We start from the raw sequence: 23,738 nt of genomic DNA, 5'->3' as shown, positions 1-23,738 counted from the left end.
TTCGGAGCGTCGGCTGATGCCGAGGTGAGGTCCTCTGCTGCGGTGCAGCCAGGCCGTTCTGGGCCATCTCGTCTGTGGGCGAGCGCCGCCCGCGGCCGCCAGCTGAGGCTGGCGCTCCCGGCGCTGGTCGCGCTGCTGTGGTTGGCGCTGCCGGCCCCAGCCGCCTCGGCGCACGCGTATCTGCTGGCGAGCACCCCACCCGGCGGTTACGCGGTGGCCACCTCACCGGCGGCGATCACCCTGGACTTCGACGAGCCCGTCAGCATCGGGACGACGGCGCTGTCCCTCACCGACCCCGCCGGCAAGCCTTCCCCGCTCGGTCCCGCGGCGCTGTCGCTGGGCGGGCGTCGGCTGTCCGCGCCGGTCCCCGGCCAGCTGGCCGAGGGCGGCTACCGCGTCCACTGGCAGGCCACCGCCGATGACGGTGACCTCGTCTCGGGCAACATCACCTTCGCCGTCGGCACCGGCGCGACACCCGTTGCCGGCGACAGCGCGGCCCCCGTCGACTCGCCGGTCGTGGTGACGGCGCGATGGGTGCTGTTCGTCGGGCTGGCCCTGGCCCTGGGTGGCCTGGTCGGCCACCGTCTCGAGCGCCGCGTCGGCCGGGAGGTCGACCACGCCGGTCCCACCGGCCGCACGGCATTCGTCGGGCTGCGGCCTGCGGTGGTGCCCGGTGCGGTTCTGGGCTTGCTGGCTGCGGCGGTGCTCGCCGCCGATCAGGTCGGGCTCGACCCGTCCCGGCTGCTCAGCACCGCACCGGGCCGAGTGCTGCTTGTCGAACTGGCCGGGTTCCTGCTCGCCGCCGGGCTCGGCGTGCTCGCCCGCACCGCCCGGGGATCGGCGCTGTGGGCAGTGGCTGCGGTGCCGCTGCTGGCCGTTGTGGCGGCCGAGGGCTTTCGGGCGCATCCGCATGCGAGCAGTCTCGTCTGGGGTACCGCGTTGACGATCGTGCACCTGATCGCGGTGAGCGTGTGGATCGGCGGGCTGGTGCACGTGCTGCGCGTCGCCCGGCACTGGCGGCGTCAGCCCGGCGAGATCGGGTTGACCCGTCTGCTGCTGTATGACTACTCCCGCCTCGCTCTGGCCCTGGTCGCGCTGGTGATCGTCACCGGCACGCTCGAAGCGGTGCTCGTGGTGCCCACCCCGGCGGCGTTGATCGACAGCACCTACGGGCTGGTGCTGGTGGCGAAACTCGCCCTCGTCGTCGCCGTTCTCGTGCTCGCCGCGCTGGCTCGGCGCCGGCTACGGCGCTCGACGATCACCCCGAGCCCGAGCGAGCACCCGCTGGGCCGCGCGGTCCGCGGGGAGGCCGCCGGCCTGATCGGTGTCCTCGTCGTCACCGCGGTCCTCGTGTCGGTCGCGCCCGCCGGACCGATCACGACCGCGCTCGCGGCCCCGCCGCCGCCGGTCGGGCCGGCCGTGTCGGCGGGCACCCTGGCCGGGCAGATCACCGTGATCGCCACCGTCAGCACCGGACAGCTCGTGGTCCACATGACCGCACCGGGCCGCGACGACCTCGGCACCGACAACGCCGACCCGAGCACCGCAACCGGTGACGGCGGCACACCTGCGGCCCGGCCCGCGGACTACCGGGCTACCGCCGTGCTGACCCCGCCCAGCGCCGCCCCGACGACCCTGACCTTGATCGGCTGCGGGGCGGGTTGCTTCACCAGCCCGGTGGACTGGCGTGACGGGATCAATCAGCTGAGCCTGGACATCGCGGCCCCGCCCTCGCCTGCAGCGACAGCGAACCTGACGATCCCCTGGCCCCCACGCCCCGACCCGACGCTGCTGGCGAAGGTGCTCGCCGCCATGCGCGCGGTCCCCAGCATGACCGTGCACCAGGCCGTGACCAGCGACTACACCGGATATCCGGGGGAGGAGACAGCGCTGCCGTTCACCGGCCCGGACTTCCTGACCACCGAGCCCTACGACAACGGCGGCGGCAACCCCGTTGTCGTCGCCACCGGGTCCGGTGACACCGAAATCCGGCTCGGGTTCCCCCAGGGCATCGCCATCCGCCTGTTTGCCGGACCGGACTTCCGGATCCTGCGGGAGGAGGCCACCACCCCCAACCATCTCATCACCTCGACGTTCGAGTACCCGTCCGGCCACGGATAGACGCGCAGCAATGGCCCGGAGACGTCGACGGGCTGTCCCGAGGCCGGGACTATCCGGTCATGGAGTGGTCGGTCTCGGAGCCGACAGCGACGGGAAGGCCGGCGTTGCGCCATTCCGGGAAGCCGTCCTGCAGCCGGGTGGCCTGGACGCCTGACTCGCGGAGCTGTCGAACGGCGTCGTCGGCGTAGACGCAGTACGGGCCCCGGCAGTACGCGACGATCTCGGTGTCGTCGGGCAGGTCGCGGAGTCGGCGGCGGAGCTCGGCGAGGGGGATCGACCGGGCCCCGGCGATGTGCCCGGCGGTGTACTCCGGGGCGGGGCGGACGTCGAGCACGATCACGTCGCCGCGGCGCATCCGCTCGACGAGTGCGCGTCGGTCGATGGCCTCCAGCTCGGCGCGGTCGCCGAGGTAGGCCTGGGCGAGATTGTCCAGCCCGGCCGCGTGTTCCTCGGCGACGGCGCGGACCGCCGCCCACATCTGCTCGACCCGCCCGCTGCTCAGCGCGTAGAAGATGCGGGTGCCGTCGCGGCGGGTGGTGACCAGCCTCGCGCGGGCCAGGGTGCGCAGGTGATGGGAGGTGTTGGCGACGCTCTGGTCGATCTGGTCGGCAACGTCCTCGACGGAGCGCTCGCCTTGGGCGAGCAGGTCGACGATCTCGGCTCGCCGCCCGGACCCCAGCGCGGCGGCCACCTCGGCGAACGCGGCGAACAGCGCGTCTTTCGCCACCCGATCACCCATGCGTCGATGCTCCGTCCGGGCACGACCTCCTGTCAAGTTCATACAAGTACTTGACAAGCTTGGTCAGGCCGAGGATGTTCAAGTATCAGCTTGAATATGAGCGGCGGATCCGCTCCTCGACCGCACGGGAGGACCCATGAGCGACAAGGTGATCGTGAACCTGGCCACCGGCATGGAGGACTCCGAGCGGGTCACCGTCGCGTTCCTGGTCGGGGTCGCCGCGGCCGAGCGGGGGCAGCCGGTGCGGATGTTCCTGACCAAGGAGGCCGTGCGGCTGGCGTTGAAGGACGGCGCGATCGGGGTGGCGTGCGAGGGGTGTCCGCCGCTGCCGGATCTGGCCGAGCGGTTCGCCTCCGCGGGCGGACGGCTGCAGGTATGTCCGATCTGCTTCAACGCGCGCCGGCTCGACGACACCGCGCTGGTCGCGCACGCCGAGATCGCTGGCACCGTCCCGCTGTTCGACTGGCTCGGTGGCGAGGCCGCCACGGTCTTCAGCTACTGACCACCCCCGGTATGGAGAGGAAGACACGGCGATGAGCGACATGCTGGTGGACCCGTCTGTGCTGCGCGATCAGGTCCGGGAGAAGTACCGCGAGGTGGCCACCGACCCCGGCGCCACGTTCCACTTCCACACCGGACGTCCGCTCGCCGCCCGGCTGGACTACCCCGACACGGTCGTCGATGCGTTGCCCGACGCCGCGGTGGAGTCCTTCGCCGGTGTCGGCAACCCGTTCCTGCTGCGCACTCTGGAGCTCGGGGAGCGGGTTGTTGACGTCGGCTCCGGGTCCGGGTTCGACAGTGTGATCGCCGCCGGGCAGGTCGGGCCCGGCGGGCGGGTCGTCGGGGTCGACATGACCGAGGAGATGCTGACCAGGGCGAGCCGCACGGCCGCACAGCTCGGACTGGACCATGTCGAGTTCCGTGCGGGGCTTGCCGAGGCGCTGCCCGTGCCCGACGGCTGGGCCGATGTGGTCATCTCCAACGGCGTGATCAACCTGTGCGCGGACAAGGCGGCGGTGTTCGCCGAGGTCCGACGGGTGCTGCGGCCGGGTGGGGTGCTGCAGTTCGCCGACATCGCCAACGGGCGGCCGGTCCCGATCGAGGCGATGCGCGATGTCGACCTGTGGACCGGTTGAATCGCCGGTGGGCTGCCCCGTGCGGGCTGGCAGGCGATGCTCGAACAGACCGGATTCACCGACGTACAGATCGGGCCCGCGTGGGACACCTTCGGCGGGGCACCGGGGGAGGGCAACGCCCGCGCCTTCGAGGTCTACGGCTACCCGTTCCTCGCGAGGAGCCCCGGGTGACCGCGGCCGTCGAGGTGGTCCCGATCGTGGATGAGGGGCTGGGCAACTCCAGCTACCTCGTCGACCTCGGTGACGGTCGCGCACTGGTGGTGGACCCGCCGCGGGACCTGCGTGCGGTCCGGGCCGTGGCCGCGCGTCGCGGCGTGGCCGTGGGATTCGCCGCGGACACCCACCTGCACGCCGACTTCCTCTCCGGCGCCACCCAGCTGGCTCATGACGACGCCGCGCAGGTGCTGGCGTCGGCGGCAGGACGCCGCGAGTTCGCCCATCGCGGGCTGGTCGACGGCGAGGACGTCGACCTCGGTGGCCTCACCCTGCGAGCCCTGGCCACCGCCGGGCACACCGACGAGCACCTGGCGTTCCTGCTGCTCGACGGTGACACCCCGGTCGGGGTGTTCAGCGGGGGGTCGCTGATAGTCGGGTCGGCGGCGCGGACCGACCTGCTCGGCGCCGACCGCGCCGAGGCACTGGCCCGCGCGCAGCATGCCTCGCTGCGGCGCCTGGCGCTGCTGCCGTCCGCCACCGCGCTGTGGCCCACCCACGGCGCCGGGTCGTTCTGCTCGGCCCCGCCCGGCGCCGAGCGGACGTCCACCATCGGCCGCGAGCTGGCCACGAACCCGCTGTTGGGGATCGCGGACGAGGACGCGTTCGTAGCGGCGTTGCTGGGTTCGCTGGGTAGCTACCCGCCCTACTTCCTGCGCCTGGGCGAGCTCAACCGGCGCGGCCCCGCCGTTCTGGGGAGCCAGGGTCTCCCCGAGCTGGGGGTACCGGTGGTCCGCGAGCTGCTGGCGGGGGGAGCCCTCATCGTCGACGTGCGCCCGGTCACCGACTACGCCGCCGCGCACGTGCCGGGCTCGGTGTCGAACCCGTTGCGTGCGCAGTTCGGGACCTGGCTGGGCTGGCTCGTCGAGCCGGACACCCCGCTGGTGATCCTCCGCGGCCCCGACCAGGACCTCGACGATCTGGTGTGGCGGGCGCTCAACGTCGGCCACGACCGGCTCGCCGGAGAACTCGCGGGCGGCATCGACGCATGGACCGCGGCAGGGGAGCCGATCGCGGCTACCGAGCTGGTCACCCCGGACCGGATCACCGACCGACACGTGCTCGATGTCCGACAGCGCCCGGAGTTCCGCGCCGGGCACCTCCCTGGTGCCGTGCACGTCGAGCTCGGTGACCTCGCCGGGACCGCGGAGCGGCTTCCCGCCGGGCCCACCGTGGTCATGTGCGGGCACGGGGAACGCGCCGCCAGCGCCGTCAGCCTGCTCGAACGGGCCGGTCACCGACATCTGGGCGTGCTCGTCGGCGGCCCCCCCGACTGGGCCGCCGCCACCGGCAACCACCTGCGGACCGGGCCATGACCCGAACGGACCCGGTGCGAGCCCCCCAGCTGGGGTTACGCGCGAACCTGGCCCAGTTCTGCCTGCTCGTCGCGGTGAACGCGCTGGTCGGTGGCATGCTCGGGCAGGAACGCACCGTGCTGCCGCTGCTCGCCGAGCGGGAGTTCGGGCTCACCGCCTACACCAGCGCGCTCACGTTCATCCTCGCCTTCGGCGCCACCAAGGCCGCTACCAACTATCTCGCCGGCACCCTGTCGGACCGCTACGGACGCAAGCCCGTCCTGATCGCCGGCTGGATGTTCGCCATCCCGGTGCCGCTGCTGCTGATCTGGGCACCCGGCTGGGGCTGGGTGATCGCGGCCAACGTGCTGCTCGGGATCAACCAGGGCCTGACCTGGTCCACCACCGTCATCATGAAGATCGACCTCGTCGGGCCCGCGCGGCGCGGGCTGGCGATGGGTCTCAACGAGGCCGCCGGCTACCTCGCCGTCGCGGCCACCGCGCTCGCGACCGGCTACCTCGCCGCCCGCTACGGGCTGCGCCCGCAACCGTTCTACCTCGGCATCGCCTTCGCCGGCCTCGGCCTGGGCATCTCGACGCTGGCGGTGCGCGAGACCCGCGGACACGCCCGCCTCGACGCCGCCTCCCACACCACCCGTCCCGACGGACGCCACGAACACCTGCACGCGCAGCTGACCGACCGGCAGGTCTTCACCCAGACCAGCTTCCGCGAACCTGCCCTGTCCGCCGCGTCGCAGGCCGGGATGGTCAACAACCTCAACGACGGCCTGGCGTGGGGGCTGTTCCCGGTGCTGTTCGCCGCCGCGGGGCTGTCCATCGCCCAGATCGGGGTGCTCGCCGCGCTCTACCCCGCGGTGTGGGGACTGGGGCAGCTGGGCACCGGGGCCTGGTCGGACCGGATCGGCCGCAAACCGTTGATCGTCGCCGGGATGCTGCTACAGGGCGCCGCGCTCGCCCTCGTCGCGGTGGGGAGCTCGTTCGCGGTGTGGGCGGTGGCTGCGGTGCTGCTGGGAGCCGGCACCGCCATGGTCTACCCCACCCTGCTGGCCACGATCGGCGACGTCGCGCACCCGGCATGGCGGGCCCGCTCGGTCGGGGTCTACCGCCTCTGGCGTGACGGCGGGTTCGCCGTCGGCGCGCTCGTCGCCGGGCTGCTCGCCGACACCTTCGGCATCCCGGCCGCGATCTGGGTGGTGGCCGCGCTCACCGCCGCGTCCGGGCTGCTGGCCGCGGCGCGCATGTACGAGACACACCCACGCGGATAAGGACTCGACCGCCGGTGGCGGCCGCGCCGACCCCACCGCACGGAGTCGGGGACGGCGGTGAACCCGGCAAGGTCGGAGGCCATCGCCCAGCAGCGGCCTGCGCGGCGTCGCGGCGCGGGAAGAACATCCAATCCGTATGTCCGACGCCCTGCTCGGTGAGCGCGACCAGGGTGGCTCGGCTCGGTGGGTGTGGTCCTCGCGACACCCGTCGTGCGTTTCGAGTGCGTCGATCAGCGCGGTGGTGCGTCATGGAGTTCGGTCCCGCCGCACTGCTCGTCGAGGCCGTCCACGATATCCGGGGAAATGTCATCGCCCTGGGCGGCCTCGACCTGTCCCGCGCCGGCACCGTCGCCCGCCTCGGCTGAGCCACGGCGCCGATCCTTCGCTCGCGCGACCGCCCGTGATTGTGCGCCCCACGACAGGTGATCCGTTCGCCCGGCCAGGACGGTCGTTGCGACTGCGCGGCACTTGCCGGCAGTGGCAGTCACTGCTGTCCGGGTGTCTCGATCACGACGTTGGTCGACTTGATTACCGCGACGGCGAGCACACCGGGTTCCAGACCCAGCTCCAGCACAGCTTCACTGCTCATCAGCGACACCACCCGGTGCGGACCGCATTGGATCTCGACCTGCGCCATCACCCGGTCCGAGACCACCGAGGTGACCAGGCCGACCAGCCGGTTACGGGCGGATCGCTGGACCGCCGAGGGGTCCGGCGCTGCGCGGGCGTGCTCGCGGGCGAACACCGCAAGCGCGGCACCGTCGACGACCCGGCGATTGGACTCGTCGCGCGCCACCGGCAACCTCTCCGCCTCCACCCACCGCCGGACCGTGTCACCGCTGACACCGAGCAGCCCAGCGACTTCGGAGATCCTGAACTGCGACATGACGCGAGATCCTAGGGCCGCGGGTTCGCCCGACGATGGCCACCGCGCGAGCTCCCGGGCTGCCCGGCCTTCTCAGCCCACCTGCAGGGGTCACCGTCCACGGCGACCTACGGTCGTGGGCTGCCGTTCGGAGCGATCACCGGTTGACGCAAGATCGCCGCGCTGCTGAGGAGCGCTGCTGGTTGACCGCGTTCAGGTATCGCACGAACACGTCCTGGACCTGCTGCAGGCTGCGGAACACCGTGGGCGGGCTGGAGTTGCAGGTCCTGCTCACCGCACTGGTCGACCGATTCCCGAACCTGGCCACTGCGGTGCCGGTCCAGGATCTCGCGTCACGCACCGATCGGCTCACCGGCGGCCTCGACCCCTGCCTTTCGCCTGGTGACCGGACTAGGGGTAAGGATGTGTCACCGGCGATTGATCGACAGATTGGCGGCCGGCTGACGCCTGGCTATTGGGTGATGGCGCCGGGCTCCAGGGCGGTGGGGTGGTGGGCGAGCTCGGCGTGGTGGTCGTGTCCGGCGGTGTCGCGGGGGCTGACGTGCACGGTCGCGGCCGCCAGTTTCGGCACGTCGTGGAGCAGGGTGTGCTTGGCGGCGGTGGCGATGTCGTGCGCGGCGACGATGCCCAGGGTGGGGTCGACGGTGATGCCGGTCTCGGCGCGGATCCGGTGTCCGATCCAGCGCAGCCGCAGTTCCTGTACCGCGATCACCCCGGGGACGGCGAGCAGGCTCGCTTCGGCGGTGTCCACGAGCTCGGGATCGACCGCGTCCATCAGTCGGCGGTAGATGTCGCGGGCGGCGCCGCGGAGCACGACCAGGATGGCGACGGTGATCAGGATGCCGATGATGGGGTCGGCCAGCGGGAACCCGGCCAGCACCCCGAGCGCGCCGATCACCACGGCCAGCGAGGTGAATCCGTCGGTGCGGGCGTGCAGCCCGTCGGCGACCAGTGCGGCCGAGCCGATCCGGCGTCCGATCCGGATCCGATAGACCGCGACCACCTCGTTGCCGGCGAACCCGATCAGCCCGGCCGCGATCAGGATCCCGATGTTGGTCACCGGCTGCGGATCGAACAGCCGACGGACCGACTCGTACCCGGCGACGATCGAGGACAGCGCGATCATGGCGACGATGAACACCCCGGCCAGGTCCTCGGCGCGCCCGTACCCGTAGGTGTAGCGGCGCGACGCGATCCGGCGCCCGAGCACGAACGCGATCCACAGCGGTACCGCGGTCAAGGCGTCGGAGAAGTTGTGGATCGTGTCGGCCAACAGCGCCACCGACCCGGTCAGCACCACCACTATCGCCTGGGCGATCGAGGTGGCCAACAGTGCGACCAGGCTGATCTTCACCGCCCGGATGCCGTCGGCGCTGGCCTCCAACGCCGGGTCCACCGAGTCCGCCGCGTCATGGCTGTGCGGGCGGAAGATCGACAGTATCCAGCCCCGCACGCCACCCGGGTGGTCGTGGCCGTGTTCATGCCCGTCGCCGTGCTCGTCGGGCTGGCCGTGACCGTGGCCGTGCTCCGATTCCGGCGCGGCCGCGGCCGCCGGCGCGACCCCGTGGCCGTGCCCGTGTGCGTGGTCACCGGGTTGCGGCTGATCGTGCTCGTGGGGGTGCTCGCCCGGGCCGCCCGCACCTGCACCCGCGGTCGGGTCTGCCGCTCGTGTGTCGCTCACGGTTGCCAGGATGCGCGGACCGGGCGCATTATGCAACCATGCGCGCGCACAATGACATGGCTGTTGCCGCGGAACCGCAGCAGCCCACCGACGGTGATCAGCTCGGGCTGGCCGCGCAGGTGCTGGGACATCTGGCCGACCCCACCCGGTTGCACCTGCTGCGGCTGCTCGCGGTCGGTGAGCAGGACGTGAGCACCCTCACCGCGCAGGTCGCCGCGTCGCGGTCCTCGGTGTCGCAGCACCTGGGCCGGCTGCGCCTGGCCGGGCTGGTCTCAGCCCGACGCGACGGGCGCCGCATGCTCTACCGCCTGGCCAGCGATCACCTGCGCGGGCTGGTCGAGGAGGCCTACCAGTTCGCCGGGCACCTGGTACACGACATCCCGCACCACGACATTCCACGCTGAGCGCTGCGCCACGTGAGCCGGGCGTGAGCATGGCTGCGCGGAGGGGGTTGACCTAGTGCGGGTGGGGTTCGTCGCGGTGCACGGCCCCGTGGCTGGTGTCGCAGTGTGGCACGGCCAGCGGGAGTCCGGCGACGTCGGCCGGACGCCGAGAAGGTGCCGCACCGGCGTGGTCAACCTGCAGGGTCGTATGGGTGATCCGGTAGTCGGCGGCGAGCTGCTGTTCGAGGTCGCGGCGCAGCGCGTGGCAGTCCGCGCCCCGCTCGACCAGCACGTGCGCGGAGAGGGCGACGTCGCCGGAGGTGATCTGCCAGACGTGCAGGTCGTGGACCTCGTCGACCTGCTCGAGCGCGACGAGCCGGTCACCCAGGACATCGGGGTCGATCCCCGCGGGCGCGGCTTCGAGGAAGATCCGCCCGGACTCGCGGACCAGCCCGGTGCCGGCGCGCACCATCAACACCACCACGACCAGCGAGGCGATCGCGTCCGCGCGGGTGAACCCGGTGGTCAGCACCACGGCGCCGGCGATCGCGGTGGCGATGAACCCGTACAGGTCGGTCAGGATGTGCTGGAACGCGCCCTCGACGTTGAGGCTCGACCGGTTGGCGTGGCTGATCGCCCACGCGGCAGCGAGGTTAACCACGATCCCGACCACCGCGGTGATCACCACCAGCCCGCCGGCGACCTGCGGCGGGTCGATCAGGCGGCGGATCGCCTCGTAGGTCAGCCACACCGACAACAGCAGCAGGGTCAGCCCGTTGGCCTGCGCGGAGAGGATCTCGGTGCGCTTGAGTCCGAACGTGTAGGACCCGCGGGCGGGCCGGGCGGCCAGGCGCATCGCGACCAGCGCCAGCACGATCGAGGCGGCGTCGGTGAGCATGTGCGCGGCGTCCGACAGCAACGCCAGCGACTGCGCCAGCACACCGACCACGACCTCGACGGCCATGAACCCGAGGATCAGCCCCAGCGCGACGCCCAACCAGCGGCGGTCGGTCTGCGCGGACACCCCGGAACCGTGCCCGTGCCCGTGCGCCTGGCCGGGGCCGGCCGGCTCATCGTGCTCGTGCTCGTGCTCGTGCTGGTGTTCGTCGCTGGTGCCCACTGACCACTCCCTCATGACAACCACTACCACTCATGCGTATCTCTGCATGGTTTTCGGGAGCGTATCGCGCGTATCGCTTCTCGTCGGAGTGGGGCGTTATCATCGTCGGGTGGCGATACCGGTGGGTGAGGCTGTGCGGGCCGGGTTGCGCCCGGCCGCGGCGTTGTTTAGGTCGTTGGGGGATCCGGCCAGGTTGGAGATCCTGCGGGGGCTGGCCGACGGGGAGGCCCGGGTGGTGGACTTGACACAGCGTCTCGGGCTGGCCCAGGCCACCGTGTCGGCGCACCTGGCGTGCCTGCGCGACTGCGGCCTGGTCGAGGCCCGCCCGGTCGGACGGGCCTCGGTGTTCTCGTTGACCCAGCCGGCGCTGCTGGACCTGTTCGCCGTCGCCGAGCAGGTCCTGGCCGCCACCGGCAACGCCGTCGCGCTGTGCCCCACCTACGGCGACCCGCAGGAGACGACGCGATGAGCAGCCCGGACCGGCCCGCCGCGCAGATCACCGCCCAGAAGATCACCGATCAAGCCATCCCGATCGACGATCAGGGTGGATGCGCAGACGCCTGCTGCGAGGCTGCCGCGCCCGCCCCAGCGGAACGCAGCCCGGCATGGTACCGCGCTGCCGCCCGCGCGAAGGCGCTGTCGTGGTTCTCGCTGCTGTGGATGACCGGCGAAGGTGTTCTCGGCTTGATCGCCGGGGCGACCGCCGGGTCGATCGCGCTGATCGGGTGGGCGCTGGGCTCGGTCATCGAGGGTGTGGCCGCGGTCATCGTGATCTGGCGGTTCACCGGCAGCCGCACCCGGTCGCGGACCGCGGAGGGCCGCGCCCAGAAGGCGGTCGCCGTCTCGTTCTACCTGCTCGCCCCCTATATCGCGGTCGAGGCCGTCCGGGACCTGCTCACCGGCCAGCGGGCCGACACGACCGTCCTGGGCATCGTGCTGACTGCGGCGAGCCTGCTCGTCATGCCCCTGCTCGGGATCGCCAAGCAGCGCCTGGGCCGCACCCTCGACTCCGGGGCCACCGCCGGAGAGGGCGTGCAGAACCTGATGTGCGCCGCCCAGGCCGGCGCGGTCCTGCTCGGTCTCACCCTCACCGCCCCCCTGGGCTGGTGGTGGGCCGACCCGATCATCGGCCTGGCCATCGCCGCGGTCGCGGTCAACGAAGGTCGCAAGGCCTGGCGCGGCGAGGACTGCTGCTGACCCGCCGCCGGCGTCCTTGACCTGTGTGCTGCAAGCGATCCGGGATGGCGGAGCCGAGGTTCAGGCCGCGCGCGGCGCGTACATGATCACCGCGACGCTAACCAGGCAGATCAGCGCGCCAGCCACGTCGAACCGGTCCGGGCGGAACCCGTCGAGGAGCATCCCCAGGCCTGCCGACCAGCTGCTCACCCGCGTTGAGCAGGCTGCTTGAAACAGACTCTGGTCAGTCGGCTTCGTTGGGCAATGGCAGGCTGGACAAGGCCGCGCCGGCTCACCCTTGCGCTAATCCGCCGACGGCGTGATTGCGCCGGCGGGAGGTGGTGTCAGGGCGGTGTAGCCGCAGACAGGACAAAGATGTGAGCTGCGGATTGGTCGGGCGGGCGATTGGGCTGTTCGCGGTCACCAACATCGACGGCATCGCCGTCCTGGCGTTGTTCTTCGGCCAAGCCGCTAACCGCAGAGGTGTGCCGCGGGGCGTCATCGGGCAGTACCTGGGCTTTGCCGCGATCCTGGCCGCCGCGATCCTCGGGGCGCTGGGCGCGGGGCTGCTGTCTGAAACGGTCATCCCCTACCTGGGGTTGGTCCCGCTGGTCCTGGGCCTGCGCGCCCTGGATCGCCTGGGGTGAATACCGCACCCGCGCCGCCGACAACTCCGACACCGCCGAGAACCATGACGCGGCGACCGACGAGGAGGCCGGGGCAGGGCCTGGGGTGTTCGCTGTGGCCGCGGTGACCGTGGCCAACGGCGGGGACAACATCGGGCGTGTAGGTCCCGGTTTTCGCTACCGCGGGCGCGGGTGCGCTGCTCACTACGTCGGGTGTTCCTAGTTCTGATCGCGGTGTGGTGCGCCGCGGGGCACTTCTTCACCAGCCGGCCTCTGACAACGAGCCCCGAGCGATCCCCGCCGCGAGCGTGATCCGGCACTGTTGGGTCTCTTGAGGTGGTCGACGATCTTGTGATCTGGCTGGTCGACTCGCCGGGGTTGGGGAGTACAGTCCAGCCGCCGTCCCGGAGCCGGGACGCAGGTGTGGGTGATGGTCATGGGCGAGTCGTGGAGGAGGTGGGCGCCGTGGGTGGTGAGCCTCCTAGTCCACGCGGCGCGGCCGCCACAGAGCTGGTGTGTGGGTTGCGCGCCGCGCCGCGGGTGCTGTCCGTTCCCGTTCCCCGCCCGGCTGGTCTGACGTCACCGGTATGACGTTGTAGGCCTCCGGGGCGGGTTCCCCGCCCCGGAGGTCCTGATGTCCTCGCTGTCGCTGTCGTTTCCGCTGTCATTGCCCCGTCCGCCGTTGCCCGGTGCGGACGCTCTCCGCCGCCATCTCGGGGCGAGTTCGCCGCGGGTGACCACCACCCGCGCGGTGCGCCAGGCGATCGTGTCGCTGGCCGGGCTGCTCGGCGAGCGGGTGCTCAACCAGTCCGGCGAGGAGGTCGGGCGGGTCGTGGATGTGGTGGCCCGGCTCTACGGCGAGGAGCGCTACCCCCCGGTGACCGGGCTGGTGGTGCGGATCGGGCGCCGCCGCGCGTTCCTGCACGCCACCGCGATCGCCGCGGTCACCCACCGCACCGTCACCCTGCACAACGCGCGGCTGGACCTGCGGGAGTTCACCCGCCGCCCCGGTGAGGTCCTGCTGGCCCGGTGGCTGTGTCAACCAGAACTGGCCCCGGAGTTCTCCTCTGATTCGGCCCCATCCCGGGCGGTTGGGCCGTCGAGTGTTCTTCTCTGATCTGGCCCCACCCGCTGTTGCGGGATCTGTAGCCGGGCTTGCTCGGCCGCGTGACGGGCGTCGGTGGCCATCTGTCGGACTTGCCGGCTGTAGTCGTCGACGCGGGTCCGTTCGGCGCGTCGTGCGATCCGGGTGAACAGCTCGGCCTTGCGGGACAGGAACGCGGCCCGCTCGGCGGGATCGATGACGGTGTCGATGACGCCGCCGCGGGGGCTGCAGCGCATCTCGGTGAACTGGTGCAGGAGGTCTGCGATGTCGCGGGCGGTGACCCGGTCGTAGGCGTTGTCGTAGTCGCGCTCGAAGGTCTGGGGGTAGCCGGGGTCGTAGTCGAAGGTCGGTGGGTCGGCAGCGTGGTCGGCGTTCATGGAGTGCTCCTTTCCCGGTCCCGCGCGGCGCTGGTTTTGGCGTGTTTGCGCTGGCTCGAGCGCAGCCGGAAGGACTGGGTGCCGGTCTCGACGATGTGGGCTTCGAAGGTGATCCGGTCCACGATCGCGGCGCAGAGCCGCGGGTCGGTGAAGGTGCGGGCCCATTCGGAGAACGCGGAGTTCGACGCGACCGCGACCGAGGCGCGTTCCTCGCGTTCGGTGAACACCTGGAACAGCAACTCCGCGCCGCGGCGGTCGAGTTCCAAATAGCCCAGTTCGTCGAGGCAGAGCAGATCGACCCGGCCGTAGCGGGCGATGGTGCGGGAGAGGTGTTTGTCGTCGGCGGCCTCGACGAGTTCGTTGACCAGGGCGGCGGCGGTGACGTAGCGGACCCGGTAGCCGGCCTCCGCGGCGGCGATCCCGAGCCCGATCAGCAGGTGAGACTTCCCTGTGCCGGAATCGCCGATCAGGCAGAGTGGTTGCCCGGCGCGGATCCAGGCCCCTTTGCCCAGGGTGTGGATCAGTCCGGGGTCGATGAGCGGGTTCGCGGTGAAGTCGAAGTCGTCGATGCGTTTCGGGCGAGGGAACCCGGCGTCACGGATCAGCCGGGCTTTGCGGCGGTCCTCGCGCTCGTCGCACTCCATGGACAGCAGCTCGACCAGGAATCCTTTGTAGCCGGCCTTCTGCCGGGTGGCGGCTTCGGCGACGCGGGCGTGGTGTTCGCGGATGGTGGGCAGCCGCAGGATCCGGCAGGCCTGCTCGATCGCGGCGTCCGCGGCGGCATCGGTCAACTCGTCCCGGGAGGAAGGGGGACGGGAGGGGGCGGGTCTGCTCATGAGCTGCGCTCCTGGGCGTGGTCAACGACGTGATCGGGGCGGGGCTGGCGGTGGGCCAGCAGCTGGTCGTAGTCGGCCACCGACGGCGCCGGCCGGGCATCGGCCGGGAGCGCGGCCTGGCGGCGCGCGCCGAGGGTCACCACCGACGCCCGCGACCGTTGCGGTGCCGCACTCGGCGCCACCGCAGGCTCACCCGCCTCGGCGCTGGTGATGGCGTGTTTGCGAGCCTCGATGGCCACCACGTCGGCGGACACGCTGCCCGCGGCCAGCGCGGCTGCGATCCCGGCCAGCACCGCGTCGCGGCGCAGCCGCCGGTGCAGCAGCAGCACCTCGATCAACGCCCGGGTGCCCGCGCCGTCACCGTGTTTCGCGCGCGCCGCGGCCCAGAACGCCTCGTGCGTGGCGGTGAACTTCCCCGCCTTGCGGGCCTGCGCCAGCGCGGTCGACCCCGGCAGCGCCCCCGGTTTGCCCAGCAGGATCTCCAGGTAGTGATCCAGCTCGAGAACCGCGTCGCCGCGAGAGAGCACCCGCGGATGGGTCGCGACCCGTGTCGCACCGTCGAACACCGTCAGCTGCGACGCCGCGAGCGCGACCCGCACCCTCGATCCGATCAACCGGGCCGGGACCGAGTAGCGCACCTGGCGGACCATGATCTGGGCGTAGCGATCGACCCGCGCGGTCACCGACAACGCGGTGTCGAACCGCTCGAGCGGCAACGCCGCCAGCAACGGCGCCTCGCCGGCGAACGCCGCCCCCACCGACTCGCCGCGGCCGTCGATGTGCCGGTCGTCATCGACCAGATCGGCGGCGACCAGGCGCGCGTTGAGCTCGGCCAGCGTGGCGACCTGCGGGACCGGAACCAGGTGCGTGCGGCGGAACCGGCCCCCGTCGCCCTCGACACCGCCCTTCTCGTGCGCGCCCTCGACACCGGGCTGGCAGTAGAAGGCGTCGAACCCGTAGTGCGCCCGGAAGCTCAGCCAGCGCCCCGACTCGACGCGGTTGCGCCCGAACAACACCCGGTGCACCGCCGAGCGCAGGTTGTCGTAACGGATCTTGTCGAGCGGGACCCCGCCCAACACCTCGAACGCGGCGACGTGGCCTTCCAGGAACGCCTCCTGGCCCTGGGAGGCGAACACCCGGTGCACCGCGCGCCCCGAGTGCGACAGCCGCAGCGTGAACAGGAAACACTTGGTCATCTCCCCGTCCAGGCGCACCCACAGATCGGCGAAGTCGACCTCGGCCTCCGCGCCGGGCGGGTGGCACTGCGGCACGAACCCCGCCACCACCCCCGCCTTCGCAGCGTCACGCGCCGCGGCCTGCGCGATAACCTGCGGGCGCCGGCGCGCCACGTACTTCGCGACGTAGGAGTACGACACCGCAGCGTCGTGCTCAGTGCGCAGCCGCTCGATGATCCGCTTGGCGGTGTGGCGCTGCTTGCGCGGCGCCGCGAGGTCCTCGGCGAGCATGGCGTCGATCAGTTCGCGGACCGCGTCGAGCACCACCGCCGAGCGCACCGGCACCCGCCGTGGCGGCGGGATCGGGGACTCGACCGCCTCGCGCACCGTGCGCCGATGCACCGAGTACTTCTCCGCCAGCGCCCGGATCGACATCTGATGGCGCTGCCGATCGAACCGGATCGCCGCGTACAACTCCACCCTCGACCCCATCCCGGCCCCTATGCGCGAGCGGACGGACGAGCAACGGACGACACCACGATCCGCCCGAGCCCGAGATCCACGAAGCACCGCGGCGGCGTGTCGACCGACGACATCCCCGCAGGTGGGGCCAACTCACAGTGCTACGCCCGCACCCGACCCGGCCGCAGGTGGGGCCAGACCAGAGAAGAACAGTGGGGCCAGATCAGAGTGCTACAGCCAGGCCCGGGACCTGCTCGATCACCAACTGGTCGACGTCGACGGTGTGCAGGTCATCCGGGCCGCGGATCTGTACCTGGCCCCGGTCGGTGAGCAAGTGCTCCTGGTCGGGGTGGATGTCAGCGTGCAGTCGCTGCTGCGCCGCCTGGGCCCCAAGCGGCTGCGCGGACGTCCCACCCCGGACCGGGTCATCGACTGGGACGCAGTCGCGCCCTTCGCCGATCAGGCCACTGACGGGCCGGCCACGGTGCGGCTGCGCGACCGGCAGGCCGCGCTGCACCGGCTGCGCCCCGGGGAGCTCGCCGACCTACTCGAAGACCTGATATGGAGTCCGGTTTGTCAAGTGGGCAGGGTGAAGCGGTGTCCACGACCGTCGCCGTGGACACCGCTCCGGTGACCGGACGAGCACTGGTGGTGGCGAGCGTGTCGGTATCGACGCGTCGTCAGTCTGATATGCGCGGGTTGGTTACCGCAGGACGGTCTGTTCGGCTTTCGAGCGGTTCCGCTGTCTAGAACCGAGCGTCGCCTTCCCCCTTCTGCCCCCCCGTGCCCGGGGATGGCTGGAGGAGGTTGGTGCTCATAGGTCAGTCGCGGGTCGCTCGCAGGCGCTGCCGTCACCACCGGTGCTCATCCGGGCGTCATAGCCCCCGGCTCCTCCGTCCAAGCGATCACTTCTCGGTGCGTGGGAGGTGTCAACACGCAGCGCCCGCAGCGCAGCGAGGACGAACGGTGTGTGCGACGCGAGGTCGCACAGCGCAAGTGAACGCATCGGATTGGAGGGTCGGCTGATGTCGAAGGTGTAGTTCCGAGCCAGTGCTCAAGGCTCGTCCCCGTCCTGGCGGGCGTCGTGGGTGACCGCGGGGTCCGAAGCCCAGGGTGAAGCCCAAGGGTCCTCGTTCCATCCGGGGGCCACAGGCGAGGGGAAGGTCGGACGGGTGAAGCACGTGAACCCTCGGTGATGTCCCGTTATCGTCCACCCCCGATCAGATGGAATGAGTTAGCGGGGTATAGGGCTGGCCGCTAGAGAAGGCGGCGGGTGCCGGCTGGAGAATGTCGACCGGCCGGGAGAGCACCACCGTCCCGGGATAAAGAGGGCACCCACCCCGGCCGAATCTTGCGCGTGCGGAACGTGGAAACCCCGTCAGGGTCCAGGTAGCAAATCTGGTAGGCCGACCGCAAGGAGAGCTGAATTCCCAGCGGGAACAGGATGCCCAAGAAGCAAATGCCGGTGGCCGAAAGGCGACAGGAAACCACAGGCGATATGGCTGCCCCTCCAAGTGGCTGCCCGTGGATAACTGGCCGGATACCGGACTTGTGAGCCGGACCTGAAAGGGTTGCTGACGTGGGCAGGTGAGCCTTTGAAGGACTGATGCAGGTGACTGCCGGAACCGAAGGACAAGTTGGACACATGACGGGATACTCTTTTTCCACCCCAGCGGTGGCGACGGGCACCCGCAACGTGAACGGACCCGAGGACGAGACCCTCGACTGGGACGCCATTGACTGGCGCGCTCACGAGGGCCGAGTACGGCGGCTGCGGCGAAGGATCTTCAAGGCGCCGCAGGAGCAGGACTGGGCGCAGGTCCGGTCGCTGCAGAAGATGATGCTGCGATCCTGGTCGAACACGCTGATCAGCGTGCGCCAGGTGACGCAGCGCAATGCTGGCCGCATGACCGCAGGGGTGGACGAGGAGATCGCGCTGACTTCCGTCCGCAGGATGGAGGTGGCGGTGCGCGTGCACCAAACTATCTCCTCCTGGCAGCCCCTGCCGGTCAGGCGGGTGTACATTCCGAAGGCCAATGGGAAACAGCGCCCACTCGGTATCCCCGTGATTATGGACCGGTGCCATCAGGGACGGGTCCGCAACGCGTTGGAACCCGAGTGGGAGGCCCGGTTCGAACCCAAGTCGTACGGGTTTCGGCCGGGTCGAAGCTGTCTGGACGCGATCGAGGCCCTGTTCAACACGCTGTGCGGCAACGCCCGGCGGGTGTGGATTTTGGACGCGGATCTGTCCGCGGCGTTCGATCAGATCGACCACGACCACTTACTGGCCATGCTCGGCTCATTCCCTGCCCGGGGCATGATCCATGCTTGGCTGAAGGCGGGCGTGTTCGAGAAGGGCAACGGATTCGCTCCGACCGAGGAGGGAACTCCGCAAGGTGGGGTGATCAGTCCGTTGCTATTGAATGTCGCGCTCCACGGGTTGGAAGAGGCCGCGGGAGTCCGGTATCGCAGCACCGACCACATGGCCGGGACCACGATACCGAGCGCCCCGGTGCTGGTGAGATACGCCGATGATTTCGCGGTGTGCTGCCGATCGCGGCAGCAGGCCGAGCAAGTCAAGGCGCGGCTTGCCGCGTGGCTGCAACCCCGGGGTCTTGCCATCAACGAGGACAAGACCCGGATCGTCCACCTGACCGAGGGGTTCGATTTCCTGGGGTTCAGCCTTCGCCGCTACCAGGGCAAGCTGCTGATCAAACCGAGCAAGGCGGGTATCAGGCGCCTCCGGAACCGGCTCGCGACCGAGGTGCGCACGTTGCGCGGCGCGAACGCGAGGGCGGTCATCGCCCGGCTCAACCCGATCATCAAGGGGTGGGCCTCCTACTACCGGGGAGCGGTGTCCAGCAAGGCTTTCTCCACGCTGGACGCCTACGTGTGGCAGCTCACCTACAAGTGGGCCAAGCACAGCCATCCGAACAAGTCGAAGACGTGGCTGGTCAGCCGCTACTTCGGCAAGTTCAACAAGTTCAGGAACGACCGCTGGGTATTCGGCGATCCCGCGCTCGTCAGCGCGCGAGGCGGCGTCGTGCACCTGCTCAAGTTCTCCTGGACGAACATCGTCCGGCACCAGACGGTCAAAGGCACGGCGTCCCCCGACGACCCTGCCCTGGTCGACTACTGGGCCGCGCGGCGGCGACGCATCAAACTCCCGTTGGACAGCTACACGCTGCGCCTGCTCGACCGGCAGGACAGCCGCTGCCCGCTCTGCGGGGATCCCGTGCTCACCGCCGACCAGCCACCCAGCTCGCCCCAGCAGTGGGAGAACTGGTGGCTGGCGGTCACCCGCAAGGCCATCCAGCACGACTACCTCGTGCACCACGGACGGCCCGGGCGACCCGGCACTCCGGACGGTGATCAAACCCGCCTGGTACACGCGTCCTGCCAACGGGCGCTTCGCGCCCGACACCGCAGGACGACAGCACATCAACCCTGCATGCCCTTGCGGCTTGCTTGAGCCGTGTGCCGTGAAAGTGGCACGCACGGTTCTGAGGGGGCCGGAGCACGGCAACGTGCTCCGGCTACCCGACTGACACCGACAAGCGGCGAGAGACGATCAACGACGGAGGCAAGGGGAGCTGCGGTCAGTCGAGGACGGCCAGTGACCAGCACCAACCGGCCAGCTCCCGGGCGATCGCGGTGTTCGCGACCACGGGCCGCTTGTGACGGGCGTCGAAGGACACCCAGCGGTCGTGCAGGCGCCGGTTTCCCCGCTGTCCACGGTCCCGCGCCGCCGGCGTGGCGCTTTCCTGGCGGCGGCGCAGCTCGGCCCCGAGCCGGTAGGGCTGGCGGTGATGCCACGCCGCCTCGACCAGCAACCGCCGCGCGTGCCCGTTGCCGGTCTTGGTGATCGAGCCCTGAGACCGCGACCCGCCCGAGGAGGACTCGGTGGGCACCAGGCCCAGATACGCGCCGATCGCACGGCCATCCAAGCGGCGCCAGTCCCCGATCTCCACCGCCAGCCCGAACGCGGTCACCGTCGCGACCCCGCGCAGACAGCCCAGCCGAGTCACCACCGGGGTGAACTCGCTGTCGGCGGCCATCACACCAATCGCGGCGTCCAAGCGGTCGCGGCGGGCGACGGCGGCCAGCATGGTGTCGTAGGCGATGTCGAACGCCAGCTGCAACCCGGGCACGGTGAACTGCTGCGATCGCAGCCAGCGGTCATGCACGCCGGTCCACGCCGCGCCCTGGTAGTAGACGATCCCCTGGCGCAGCAACAACTTCGAGAGCCGGTGCCGCGCCGACATCAGATCCCCTCGCACGTCCTCACGAGCCCGCACCAGGTCCCGGGCCGCTTCCTGCTCCACACCCGGCACGGTCACCGCGACGATCTCCCCGAGATGCAGCAGCCGGGCCAGGTGCCGCGCATCCCGGACGTCGGTCTTGACCCGGTCCCCCGACGGGCGCTGCAACCTCGACGGCGCCGCGACCTGACACTCGATACCCCTACCGATCAAGAATCGGGCCAGCCCGAACCCGGTCGGGCCAGCCTCATAGGTCACCGCGACTGGGCCAGGCAGAGACCGGATCCACGACTCGATGTCGCCGTGATCCGGGGTCAACCGACGCTCGAACAACTCCCCCGTCCGCCCGTCCAGGCCGCACGCCACGACCGAGCGTGCGTGCACATCCAGACCGACACTCGTAGCATTCGCGCTCACTGGGGCCTCCCACATCTGTGGCTCTACCGGCCAGGACCCGCTCCTGCCCGGCAACCCACGATCTGTGAGTGTCGTTGCGGTGCTCCTGGGTGGAGGACCACCAGGCTCGGTGCCGGTGACCGTGGCGTGACTCGCTCAAGATCTGGCCGCTTCGGCGTGCCCTTCATGTGACCTGTCCGCTGTGGTTGCCGGCACCGGCCTGGCCCACCAGTTGGCTTGATCAGAAGTCTGTCCGCCCGTGGGCGTGACTCGTCACAGATGTGCCACTCCGGTGACCCTTACCCAGACCGGTGCCGACCGTTTGACCCGCTCCCTACGGAAGGAACCAGGCCGGTGCCCATGCTGGCAGAACTCGTCGACGCCGTCGTCGGGGTCGACACCCACCGCGACACCCATCAGGTCGAGATCGCGCTGCCCAACGGCGCTCCGATCGCCCTCACCACGATCAGCAACGACACCACCGGCTACGCCGAGCTGCTGGCCTGGATCGTCGACCACGCCCCCGGCCCGCGGCTGGCCCTCTCGATCGAGGGCACCCGCAGCTACGGCGTCGGGCTGGCCCGCGCCGCGGCCGCGGCTGGCCTGATCGTGCTCGAGTGCGAACAGCCCAACCGCAAAGCCCGGCGCGGGAAGGGCAAGTCCGACCCGATCGACGCGCACCTGGCCGTGCTGGCCGCGTTGCGCCTGGACGCCGACCGGCTACCCGTCCCGCGCGCCGACGGGGACCGCGAGGCCCTGCGAATCCTGCTCACTGCACGTCAGGAACTCACCACCACCAGCACCGCGCAGACCAACCGGCTGCGCGCGCTGCTACTGAGTGGGGACGACACCGACCGCCACCTCGCCCGCGGCACCCTCACCGACGCCCGCCTGGCCAGCGTGGCCCGGCGTCGGCAACCGCGCGAGGCCAGCCGGGAGCAGGCCGTGCGGCACGCCGAGCTCCGCCGCCTCGCCCTCGCCTTGCGCGAGGCCGCCCGGACGCTCAAGGCCAACCGCATCCAGCTGCAGACCATCGTCAACGACGTCGCACCGGGGTTGACCGACCGTCGCGGTATCGGCCCGGTCAGCGCCGCCCAGGTGATCGTGTCGTTCTCCCACCCCGGGCGCTGCCGCAACGACGCCGCGTTCGCCGCCCTCGCCGGCGCCAGCCCCCTGCAGGCCAGCAGCGGGCGCACCGTGCGGCACCGGCTCAACCGGGGCGGGGACCGTGCCCTGAACCGGGCGCTGCACACCATCGCGGTCACGCGGATGCGCTCGTGTCCGACCACCCAGGCCTACGTCGCCCGCCGCACCGCCGAAGGCAAGAACCCCAGGGAGATCCGGCGCTGCCTCAAGCGGTACATCGCGCGGCAGCTCCACCGCACCCTCACCACCGCGATGACCCCCGCCGCCGAGGCCACCGGATGACCGAGCAGCGCGAATACCGTTACACACCGCCCCCGACCCCAGGACCATGCCCGGACCATGCCGCCTGCCTGGTCCTGCGCTGCCGGCGCTGGCTCTGCCAGCACACCTTCCACCAGCCACTCATCCGGCGCGGCCAGCCCCGCCGATTCTGCCGCCCGGCCTGCCGGGTTGCCGAACACCGCCGACTCCGCATGTGATCACCGAGACGACCCGCGACCGAGCCGCCATACGGGGGAACGGCCTCCAGGACCCCTTGACACACATAGAAGTGTCACATGTGGCGAGGCCCCAGCCCGGACCTCCATACCGTCTAGGCCGCCCGGGCCGCCAGGAGCTGCTGGCCAGCCTGGCCCGGGAGACCGCCGCGGACGCGCTCGAGGAGATGGACCCCGACGAGCTAGAAGGGCTGCTGCGCGAATCGGAACCCCAACAGGCCGCGGAGCTGCTCACCGCGATGGAACCCGACGAGGCCGTGGACGCGCTGCGCGACCTCAGCGGGCACGAACGCCAGGAGCTGCTCGAGCGGATGCCCGAAGCCACCCGCCGCCAACTGTCCGGACTGCTGGACTATCCCGAAGACCGCGCCGGCGGGTTCATGACCACCGTGCTGGTCACCGCCACCGAATCCGACACCGTGGGCGAGATCCGAGCCCGGCTGACCCAGCACACCGAGCACCGCAACGAGATCGACGCGGTCGCCGTGTGCGACCCGCAGGGCCGCGTACTCGGCGACGTCCCGCTGTTCGACCTACTGACCGCGCCCGCCGAGCAGCGGTGCGAGGTGTTGCTGCGCGAGGGCGGCCACACCGCCCCGGTCGTCGTCGGCCCGCAGGCCGACGTGGGCGAGGTCGCCGCCGCGCTAGTGGACTCGCGCCGCTCGTCGCTGCTCGTCGTCGACGACGACGGCCGCCCGTTGGGCCGGATCCTCGCCGACGACGTCCTCGACGCATTGACCCCCGAGACCGGACCTGCGTTCCGCAGCTGATGGGGGATCCTGGGACATGTCGGAGCGATACGGGCAGGTCAGCGGCGTGC

22 protein-coding genes and 1 pseudogene are annotated in these 23,738 nt (G+C 71.0%); 14 read left to right on the top strand and 9 right to left on the bottom strand.

Annotated features, from left to right (window positions below):
• Positions 1–42: 42 nt before the first annotated feature.
• The gene (locus ACFPFQ_RS37890; protein WP_379627758.1) at positions 43–2,121 is read left to right on the top strand and encodes a copper resistance CopC/CopD family protein; all 2,079 of its coding nucleotides are present in this window, start codon (positions 43–45) and stop codon (positions 2,119–2,121) included.
• Positions 2,122–2,170: 49 nt separating this feature from the next.
• Here the strand turns inward: ACFPFQ_RS37890 and ACFPFQ_RS37885 are convergent, their stop codons facing one another.
• Positions 2,171–2,860 carry an ArsR/SmtB family transcription factor gene (locus tag ACFPFQ_RS37885; protein WP_379627756.1) on the bottom strand — a complete coding sequence of 230 codons (690 nt, stop codon included), beginning with the start codon at positions 2,858–2,860 and terminating at the stop codon, positions 2,171–2,173.
• Between the two features lie 136 nt (positions 2,861–2,996).
• Here ACFPFQ_RS37885 and ACFPFQ_RS37880 point away from each other — a divergent pair, with 136 nt between their 5' ends.
• Genes ACFPFQ_RS37880 through ACFPFQ_RS37860 form a run of 4 tightly spaced genes read left to right on the top strand, consistent with a single transcriptional unit; the run spans position 2,997 to position 6,790 of the window.
• Complete coding sequence (locus ACFPFQ_RS37880) at positions 2,997–3,362, top strand: DsrE family protein (protein ID WP_379627754.1); 366 nt, start codon at positions 2,997–2,999, stop codon at positions 3,360–3,362.
• Between the two features lie 31 nt (positions 3,363–3,393).
• Positions 3,394–4,167, top strand: a complete 774-nt coding sequence (locus ACFPFQ_RS37875; protein WP_417715045.1) for a methyltransferase domain-containing protein — start codon at positions 3,394–3,396, stop codon at positions 4,165–4,167.
• On the top strand, positions 4,164–5,525 hold the full coding sequence (locus tag ACFPFQ_RS37865) for a rhodanese-like domain-containing protein (protein WP_379627749.1): 1,362 nt from the start codon (positions 4,164–4,166) through the stop codon (positions 5,523–5,525). Before ACFPFQ_RS37875 ends, ACFPFQ_RS37865 begins: the two co-directional genes overlap by 4 nt.
• On the top strand, positions 5,522–6,790 hold the full coding sequence (locus ACFPFQ_RS37860) for an MFS transporter (RefSeq protein ID WP_379627748.1): 1,269 nt from the start codon (positions 5,522–5,524) through the stop codon (positions 6,788–6,790). Before ACFPFQ_RS37865 ends, ACFPFQ_RS37860 begins: the two co-directional genes overlap by 4 nt.
• A gap of 484 nt (positions 6,791–7,274) precedes the next feature.
• On the opposite strand, the gene ACFPFQ_RS37855 is transcribed toward ACFPFQ_RS37860, so the two are convergent.
• Both ACFPFQ_RS37855 and ACFPFQ_RS37850 read right to left on the bottom strand, forming a co-directional pair.
• Positions 7,275–7,676, bottom strand: coding sequence for a TOBE domain-containing protein (locus tag ACFPFQ_RS37855; RefSeq protein WP_379627747.1), 402 nt, complete (start codon positions 7,674–7,676; stop codon positions 7,275–7,277).
• 451 nt (positions 7,677–8,127) lie between these two features.
• On the bottom strand, positions 8,128–9,129 hold the full coding sequence (locus tag ACFPFQ_RS37850; RefSeq protein WP_379628268.1) for a cation diffusion facilitator family transporter: 1,002 nt from the start codon (positions 9,127–9,129) through the stop codon (positions 8,128–8,130).
• Positions 9,130–9,395: 266 nt separating this feature from the next.
• Here ACFPFQ_RS37850 and ACFPFQ_RS37845 point away from each other — a divergent pair, with 266 nt between their 5' ends.
• Complete coding sequence (locus ACFPFQ_RS37845; protein ID WP_379627745.1) at positions 9,396–9,761, top strand: ArsR/SmtB family transcription factor; 366 nt, start codon at positions 9,396–9,398, stop codon at positions 9,759–9,761.
• Between the two features lie 52 nt (positions 9,762–9,813).
• Here the strand turns inward: ACFPFQ_RS37845 and ACFPFQ_RS37840 are convergent, their stop codons facing one another.
• Positions 9,814–10,764: a cation diffusion facilitator family transporter gene (locus ACFPFQ_RS37840; RefSeq protein WP_379627743.1), complete on the bottom strand. Its 951-nt coding sequence runs from the start codon at positions 10,762–10,764 to the stop codon at positions 9,814–9,816.
• A gap of 211 nt (positions 10,765–10,975) precedes the next feature.
• Between ACFPFQ_RS37840 and ACFPFQ_RS37835 the strand changes: the two genes are divergently transcribed.
• Positions 10,976–11,329 (top strand): ArsR/SmtB family transcription factor, encoded by a 354-nt coding sequence (locus ACFPFQ_RS37835; RefSeq protein WP_417715048.1) that lies wholly within the window; start codon positions 10,976–10,978, stop codon positions 11,327–11,329.
• Positions 11,326–12,057 carry a cation transporter gene (locus ACFPFQ_RS37830; RefSeq protein WP_379627741.1) on the top strand — a complete coding sequence of 244 codons (732 nt, stop codon included), beginning with the start codon at positions 11,326–11,328 and terminating at the stop codon, positions 12,055–12,057. The genes ACFPFQ_RS37835 and ACFPFQ_RS37830 overlap by 4 nt, the downstream gene beginning before the upstream one ends.
• Positions 12,058–12,117: 60 nt before the next feature.
• On the opposite strand, the pseudogene ACFPFQ_RS37825 reads toward ACFPFQ_RS37830, so the two are convergent.
• Positions 12,118–12,222: pseudogene (locus ACFPFQ_RS37825) on the bottom strand (hypothetical protein); the annotation flags it as partial.
• 191 nt (positions 12,223–12,413) lie between these two features.
• Between ACFPFQ_RS37825 and ACFPFQ_RS37820 the strand changes: the two are divergent.
• Entirely contained in the window at positions 12,414–12,683 is a 270-nt protein-coding gene (locus tag ACFPFQ_RS37820) for a cadmium resistance transporter (RefSeq protein WP_379627739.1), read from the top strand.
• A 712-nt stretch (positions 12,684–13,395) separates the two neighbouring features.
• Positions 13,396–13,779, top strand: a complete 384-nt coding sequence (locus tag ACFPFQ_RS37815) for a hypothetical protein (protein ID WP_379627738.1) — start codon at positions 13,396–13,398, stop codon at positions 13,777–13,779.
• Here the strand turns inward: ACFPFQ_RS37815 and ACFPFQ_RS37810 are convergent.
• Genes ACFPFQ_RS37810 through istA form a run of 3 tightly spaced genes read right to left on the bottom strand, consistent with a single transcriptional unit; the run spans position 13,701 to position 16,647 of the window.
• On the bottom strand, positions 13,701–14,144 hold the full coding sequence (locus tag ACFPFQ_RS37810; protein ID WP_379627736.1) for a hypothetical protein: 444 nt from the start codon (positions 14,142–14,144) through the stop codon (positions 13,701–13,703). The two genes, ACFPFQ_RS37815 and ACFPFQ_RS37810, sit on opposite strands and share 79 nt — an antisense overlap.
• Complete coding sequence (gene istB / locus ACFPFQ_RS37805; RefSeq protein WP_379627734.1) at positions 14,141–14,935, bottom strand: IS21-like element helper ATPase IstB; 795 nt, start codon at positions 14,933–14,935, stop codon at positions 14,141–14,143. Before istB ends, ACFPFQ_RS37810 begins: the two co-directional genes overlap by 4 nt.
• Before the next feature lie 41 nt (positions 14,936–14,976).
• On the bottom strand, positions 14,977–16,647 hold the full coding sequence (gene istA / locus ACFPFQ_RS37800) for an IS21 family transposase (RefSeq protein WP_379627732.1): 1,671 nt from the start codon (positions 16,645–16,647) through the stop codon (positions 14,977–14,979).
• 253 nt (positions 16,648–16,900) lie between these two features.
• Here istA and ACFPFQ_RS37795 point away from each other — a divergent pair, with 253 nt between their 5' ends.
• Positions 16,901–17,251 (top strand): hypothetical protein, encoded by a 351-nt coding sequence (locus ACFPFQ_RS37795; protein WP_379627730.1) that lies wholly within the window; start codon positions 16,901–16,903, stop codon positions 17,249–17,251.
• A gap of 1,011 nt (positions 17,252–18,262) precedes the next feature.
• Positions 18,263–20,089: a group II intron reverse transcriptase/maturase gene (gene ltrA, locus ACFPFQ_RS37790; protein ID WP_379627728.1), complete on the top strand. Its 1,827-nt coding sequence runs from the start codon at positions 18,263–18,265 to the stop codon at positions 20,087–20,089.
• Positions 20,090–20,216: 127 nt separating this feature from the next.
• Here the strand turns inward: ltrA and ACFPFQ_RS37785 are convergent, their stop codons facing one another.
• Positions 20,217–21,311 carry an IS110 family transposase gene (locus tag ACFPFQ_RS37785; protein ID WP_379627726.1) on the bottom strand — a complete coding sequence of 365 codons (1,095 nt, stop codon included), beginning with the start codon at positions 21,309–21,311 and terminating at the stop codon, positions 20,217–20,219.
• Between the two features lie 324 nt (positions 21,312–21,635).
• Between ACFPFQ_RS37785 and ACFPFQ_RS37780 the strand changes: the two genes are divergently transcribed.
• On the top strand, positions 21,636–22,703 hold the full coding sequence (locus ACFPFQ_RS37780) for an IS110 family transposase (protein ID WP_298799458.1): 1,068 nt from the start codon (positions 21,636–21,638) through the stop codon (positions 22,701–22,703).
• Between the two features lie 277 nt (positions 22,704–22,980).
• On the top strand, positions 22,981–23,688 hold the full coding sequence (locus tag ACFPFQ_RS37775; RefSeq protein WP_379627724.1) for a magnesium transporter MgtE N-terminal domain-containing protein: 708 nt from the start codon (positions 22,981–22,983) through the stop codon (positions 23,686–23,688).
• Positions 23,689–23,738: the final 50 nt, after the last annotated feature.

The sequence above is a fragment of the Pseudonocardia sp. GCM10023141 genome, from assembly GCF_042653605.1.
This window is presented reverse-complemented; position numbering and strand designations above follow the sequence as displayed.

Bases quoted from the DNA above. Each gene is read 5' to 3' on its own strand.
- ACFPFQ_RS37885 (WP_379627756.1), bottom strand. From the start codon at position 2,860: ATGGGTGATCGGGTGGCGAAAGACGCGCTGTTCGCCGCGTTCGCCGAG.
- ACFPFQ_RS37880 (WP_379627754.1), top strand. From the start codon at position 2,997: ATGAGCGACAAGGTGATCGTGAACCTGGCCACCGGCATGGAGGACTCC.
- ACFPFQ_RS37860 (WP_379627748.1), top strand. From the start codon at position 5,522: ATGACCCGAACGGACCCGGTGCGAGCCCCCCAGCTGGGGTTACGCGCG.
- ACFPFQ_RS37855 (WP_379627747.1), bottom strand. From the start codon at position 7,676: ATGTCGCAGTTCAGGATCTCCGAAGTCGCTGGGCTGCTCGGTGTCAGC.
- ACFPFQ_RS37845 (WP_379627745.1), top strand. From the start codon at position 9,396: ATGCGCGCGCACAATGACATGGCTGTTGCCGCGGAACCGCAGCAGCCC.
- ACFPFQ_RS37830 (WP_379627741.1), top strand. From the start codon at position 11,326: ATGAGCAGCCCGGACCGGCCCGCCGCGCAGATCACCGCCCAGAAGATC.
- ACFPFQ_RS37810 (WP_379627736.1), bottom strand. From the start codon at position 14,144: ATGAACGCCGACCACGCTGCCGACCCACCGACCTTCGACTACGACCCC.
- istA (WP_379627732.1), bottom strand. From the start codon at position 16,647: ATGGGGTCGAGGGTGGAGTTGTACGCGGCGATCCGGTTCGATCGGCAG.
- ltrA (WP_379627728.1), top strand. From the start codon at position 18,263: ATGACGGGATACTCTTTTTCCACCCCAGCGGTGGCGACGGGCACCCGC.
- ACFPFQ_RS37785 (WP_379627726.1), bottom strand. From the start codon at position 21,311: ATGTGGGAGGCCCCAGTGAGCGCGAATGCTACGAGTGTCGGTCTGGAT.
- ACFPFQ_RS37780 (WP_298799458.1), top strand. From the start codon at position 21,636: ATGCTGGCAGAACTCGTCGACGCCGTCGTCGGGGTCGACACCCACCGC.